This window comes from Rhodoferax sp. (assembly GCF_028689295.1).
GTDB lineage: Bacteria > Pseudomonadota > Gammaproteobacteria > Burkholderiales > Burkholderiaceae_C > Rhodoferax.
Map to the genome: position 1 here is coordinate 1 of NZ_JAQTWL010000048.1, position 5591 is coordinate 5591.

Here is a 5591-nt window from a genome sequence, read left to right on the forward strand (position 1 = left end):
GGCTGTGGCCGGGGTGCTGTCGCTGATTGCCTTCTTCTTTGTCACGCAATGGTTGATTCCTGACAACGCCATCAAGGCTTCCGGTAGCCAAATGGCCCTGTTTGGCGCCTGTGCTGTCGGCCTGATTCTGACCGCCGCGCTGGTGGTGATCACCGAGTACTACACCGGCACCCAATACCCGCCAGTGAAACACATCGCCGAAGCCTCGACCACCGGCCACGGCACCAACATCATTGCCGGCCTGGGTGTGTCGATGCGCTCTACCGCCTGGCCGGTGCTGTTTGTCTGCGTGGCCATTTACACCGCTTTTGCGCTGGCCGGCCTGTACGGCATTGCCATTGCAGCCACCTCCATGCTCAGCATGGCCGGCATCGTGGTGGCGCTGGACGCCTATGGCCCCATCACCGACAACGCCGGTGGCATTGCCGAAATGTCCGAAATGCCCAAAAGCGTGCGCGACATCACCGACCCGCTGGACGCCGTGGGCAACACCACCAAGGCCGTCACCAAGGGTTACGCGATTGGTTCCGCCGGCCTGGCAGCCCTGGTGCTGTTTGCCGACTACACCCACAAGCTGGATGCTTATGGCAGCCACATCACCTTCGATTTGAGCAACCCGATGGTCATCATCGGGCTGTTTATCGGTGGCCTGATTCCGTACCTGTTTGGCGCCATGGCGATGGAAGCCGTGGGCCGCGCGGCCGGTGCCGTGGTGGTTGAAGTGCGCCGCCAGTTCCGCGACATCAAGGGCATCATGGAAGGCACGGCCAAGCCCGAGTACGACACCGCAGTCGACATGCTGACCACCGCTGCCATCAAGGAAATGATGATCCCGAGCCTGCTGCCCGTGGTGGTGCCGATTCTGGTCGGCCTGATCCTCGGCCCGGCGGCCCTGGGTGGCTTGCTGATGGGCACCATCGTGACCGGTTTGTTTGTGGCCATTTCCATGTGCACCGGTGGCGGTGCCTGGGACAACGCCAAGAAGTACATCGAAGACGGCAACTTTGGCGGCAAGGGCTCTGAAGCCCACAAGGCCGCCGTGACCGGCGACACCGTGGGCGACCCCTACAAGGACACGGCCGGCCCGGCCATCAACCCGCTGATCAAGATCATCAACATTGTGGCGCTGCTGATCGTGCCGGTCATGATGAAAATTCACGGCGGCTAGACGCCATCAGGCCCAATAAGAACCCGCTTCGGCGGGTTTTTTTATGCATCAGGAGGTTTTACTGCGCTGTTGGCCGTGGTTACTTAGAGAAACCAACAACATTTGCCTTTGTTAGCTAAACCAACAAGGGCCAATTAGACAAGCCAACAGGTGATAGTTAGACAACCCAACAGGCACCAATGAAAATGTTGGGATTCAGTTTTCCAGAAAAGTGACTGACTCCAGAAGACCCATAAGAGTCGCACACGACAGTCTGCTTTCTGGCTGTCTAGTTCAACTCCAGTCAGGGGTTCTAAGCCCAAACCGGCGGAATTTAGCCACTCTCAAAATGTGAGTATCGGAAAACCTATTTCGCACTGTTTCCGTATGAGAACGCATTCCGTCAGTGTTTTCCGTGTACCTTTTAGGCTCCGGTTGGCCTAAAAGTGGCACAAAACTGCGGGGGCCGACAAACAAATATTTTCCGTCAGTGCTATGGACAAATTCCGCCGGTTTGGGTGTACAACCCCTGATTGGCTCCATGTGAGTATTGAGAAATGCTCGGGCGGCGGCCCGAGCATCCCTTCCAACAACCAAAGGCGTTGGCACCGACCTATCGGCCGGGCGCTACATTCCGGCTGCGAGCCGGATCACTAGAACAGCGAAAGCTGTCCGGGATGGGAGCGCCAATGCTTGCACACGGATTCCCACTGACCAAAACGGTAGCGGGCGTAGGCGTGAACAAAAACGCTCTTCAGTTTTCGATAGGACATAAATATCCCTCCTCTGAATTGGATTGAAGGACATTTGTTGCGCCTCACAACCCGGAGCGTTAAACTCCGCTGTCTGTCCAAGACGGTTGTGTGGTGGTTTGGTAGCCCTTATTCACCTCACCGAGAGCCTGCGAAGTGTTAGCGCACTTCGTGGGCTTTTTTGTTTTTGTTACTGCACTATAGAGAACCCTTTCGAGACCAGACGTAATGCTTGATAAGGTTGTTCGCCATGGCCATGGTAGGTAGTCGCATCGTTGGCGTTGCTGAAAAGCATCTGTGCAAATTCAGCAGGTGAGTAACCCATGGTTTTTAGATGGAGATCAACGAGTTGTTGGTGAAATCGTGGCTGCTCAATTTGAATGTCGAGTTCTTCAGGTTCACGTGTGCGCCAACCCGCTGCACTCATCTTGATCCACAAATGACGGGACTGGTTATCAGTAATTTTTTCAAGTGTTTTTGCCCGGAACAACAACGAACCCATCGAGACTTTCCAAAACGGTTTAAGTAGGGCTGCACGGCGAAGTTCGAACCTGTTTAGGCTTTGGCTTATGTCGCGTGCGGGCATCAAAAACTCGGCTGCAAATTGATCCGCTTCTGTTTCCATGGTCTGCACTGGTATGTCACTGTGCAAAACCATATGGGCCAGCTCATGGGCCAGCGTAAATCGCATGCGATCACCGGTTAGCCCCTTGTTGACAAAAAACAAAGGGGGCAGGCCCGGATACCGAAAACTGGTTGCGTCCACCAGCTTGGTGCCGAAATCAAACATGATGATGATGCCGCCGGCATCTTCAATAAGCTGAGTTACGTTACCGACAGGGCCAGCGGGCATATTCCAAGACGCACGCAACGCTGTTGCAGTTCTTTCTGCACTTCCGCCAAAATCTTCAATATTCCATTTCGGAATTTCAATCCCGGGATGCCAATCGACTGCACTGAGCATTTTTTCGAGATGCATGCGAACGATATTTACTTGTGCCTCAACTCTACGGAAATCCTTAGCGGGGAGGGCTTGTCTTCGCCGGTACATTTGGTGAAAAGCCTCTGTTCCAGTGCCGTGAACACCGCCTGATTGTTGGAAAAAACCAGTAGGAAAATCAAGTTCTTTACAAAAATTGTCCAGCACCTCTGCAGTGGGTTTAGAAACACCCCCTTCAATTTTTGATAACGCGCCCTGGCTGATGCCAAGGCGTTTGGCTAACTCGGCTTGTCCGAAACAACGTGCTTCACGGGCAATCACGAGCATGCGAGGATTAAACTGATCCACCTTCCGCTTCCTTGTCTATTTTTGGTACCAATTTGGGCGTAAAACCTGCCACCTGTTTTTGAGGCTGAATTGGCAGCTGCACAATGTTTGGCACGCTATTGCGATCTTCAATGTCTTTGAGGTTCAGAAACCAATGTTTGCCATGTCCACGTGGGCAAACGACGTAAGTACCTTCCAGTGCTGTTTCGAGCGTATTGAGTTTGTAGCCCGCATGAATCGTCATCATTTCGCCGAAATCAGGCAGAGTAAATTGCTGATTTATGAGGGAGAGGTGCTGCTGAGTTGGGATTCCGCTGACCGACAGGTTCGGTCCAAATTTCTTGAATCTGATAACCATTCGCTGTCCGACATAAGCAAAAAAAGCATTGCCTCGCTTCTCAAAACGGATGCCAGGCACATTGGCAAACAGCACTTCCGCTTCAAGAACGATCTCATCATTGATCAATGAGGCTCTGGTGCGGGCACTGTGCCGGGCGCGGAGGTCGGGTGGATAAAGTTTAGTGTAATTGTCCCATCCACTATCAATGCATTGCTTGATCAGCGGCAATTGAGCAATACGCTCGGATGCGAACTCTTCCTTCCCCTGCATTTCGATCATGGTAGCCTTAAAAATTGATTGCAGTCATGATCTTACAGCAGAATTCTGTAATTTGTGTGAAATTTATTCAGAATAATATTCTTAGACCCGAATCCCTGATGAAAAAGTGTTCAGCCACAATGCAATCAAAACAATGTCTGCCCCTTGATGGGGTGTGCCAAGGGAATAAAAATGCCAGCCGGACCGCCTACACCAGACCATATCATTGGCCGAAAAGTAACCTTCTTTTCAATAGACACCAACGTCTTGGAGGGCAAGGGTTTTGATTTCAAACAGGGTGCGCTCAATGTCCTGCATCTGCAGCGCCCGGCTTGGATAACGCTGCAACTATCGGAAATCGTTGAGCGTGAGGTGTTTGCCCACCGATTGCGTGACCTTATGGAAGCCAAGCAAAAGCTGGATTCGGCTCTGAATCACTTGCGCCGAAAGGCATCATTGGATGTCGCTCCGCTGGTGTCAGCAGCTAATTCCCTGGCCATTGTTGAATCTGCAAAACAGCAATTCAAAACAGAAATTCTGTCCTTTGTGAAGGGATTGGGCGGTGAAATTTTGGCGACAGATGGTGCAATGCTTGCCCGTGATTTATTTGAGCGCTATTTTGCAATGCAGCCGCCTTTTGAAGTCATCAAAGACAAGAAATCTGAGTTCCCTGACGCGGCAGCACTCCTGGTGCTTGAGCAGTACGCCAAGGATGGAGACACGAATGGTGTGCTGATCTCAAAGGACAAAGGTTGGCATTCCTTTGCAAATAATTCAGACCACCTTTTTTGCGTCAAAACCTTGGAGGAGTTCACAGGCTTGTTCGAGGCAATGTCAGAACATGCCAAGCTGCTGCTGTCGAAGATTCGGGCCAATTTGGAGGATCACAACTCTAACTGCTACGCACTTGTCGAGGACGCGGTGCAAGAACATGTATCAGAAGCCGAGTGGTCGGTTGATGAAATTTGCACTGGCTTTTCACATCGACAGGAGGCTGAGTCCTACGACGCAAGTGTCGTTGCCTTCGAGCCAGACTTCCGGAATATGCAGGGGTGGTTCACTGATGAGGATTCGCCGCTTTATGTGGTGGAGCTTCCTGTATCGATAAGCGTTGAGGTATTGATTTCGGTGGCGTTCTTTCAGTGGGATTCGATCGACCATGAAGAGATACCCATGGGATCACAAGAAATTTCGGTGCCAATGAATGTTGACGTGAGTGTGTTTTTGACTTCCTCCGGTGAGTTGATGGCATCGCCGGTAGAGGATTGGGACATTGAAGTTGAAATTGCGGCAGGGAGTTATTCGGTGGATGCCGGCGAGGTCAATCTCGACTATGGATACGACGAAGAATATGACCCCGACCAGCACGATGGTCAGGAAGAAAAAAAGCGGGGCAGTTTAGAAGCACTTTGACGCCACGGCACAAGGTCATTCCCATGAAACCTCACCGCACAAGTTCGTGCCCATGAAACGCCACCGGATAAGGCCAGCCCCCACAGTTGGCCACCGCCGGAGCTGCTTCCAATGAAACGTCATCGCTGAAGCCACGCCAGGTCAAACGTCACCGCTGAAGCCAGCGGCCACGGCTGGCCACCACCGGAGCTGGTACAAGTGAAACGTCACCGGATAGCCGCCTGTCGGTACCTGGCTGCCAACGGCTGCTAAGGAGCAGGTAAATCGAAAATCTCTAAGACCGGAATCGCTGCTCAAGAGTCGGTCAGTCGAAAGATCGAGTCGAGTGCCCACTTGGTCTGGTCGGCATTGACCGCCATGGTCAAAGTTGGCAACATGATTGACCTGAAATTCACGTTCGATTTCGCTGGAATA

Annotated in this window: 4 protein-coding genes; 2 read left to right on the forward strand and 2 right to left on the reverse strand. The window is 52.3% G+C overall.

Translation table 11 applies throughout. The features are described from left to right. On the forward strand, positions 1–1168 hold a 1168-nt coding region (locus tag PHF15_RS16430), incomplete at its 5' end, for a sodium/proton-translocating pyrophosphatase (protein ID WP_300122886.1). A 921-nt stretch (positions 1169–2089) separates the two neighbouring features. Here PHF15_RS16430 and PHF15_RS16435 read toward each other — a convergent pair. Both PHF15_RS16435 and PHF15_RS16440 read right to left on the reverse strand, forming a co-directional pair. Continuing rightward, positions 2090–3187 (reverse strand): XRE family transcriptional regulator, encoded by a 1098-nt coding sequence (locus PHF15_RS16435; RefSeq protein ID WP_300122889.1) that lies wholly within the window; start codon positions 3185–3187, stop codon positions 2090–2092. Continuing rightward, positions 3174–3785, reverse strand: coding sequence for a hypothetical protein (locus tag PHF15_RS16440; RefSeq protein WP_300122891.1), 612 nt, complete (start codon positions 3783–3785; stop codon positions 3174–3176). The genes PHF15_RS16435 and PHF15_RS16440 overlap by 14 nt, the downstream gene beginning before the upstream one ends. Before the next feature lie 171 nt (positions 3786–3956). Between PHF15_RS16440 and PHF15_RS16445 the strand changes: the two genes are divergently transcribed. Further along, positions 3957–5177, forward strand: coding sequence for a PIN domain-containing protein (locus PHF15_RS16445; RefSeq protein WP_300122892.1), 1221 nt, complete (start codon positions 3957–3959; stop codon positions 5175–5177). Positions 5178–5591: the final 414 nt, after the last annotated feature.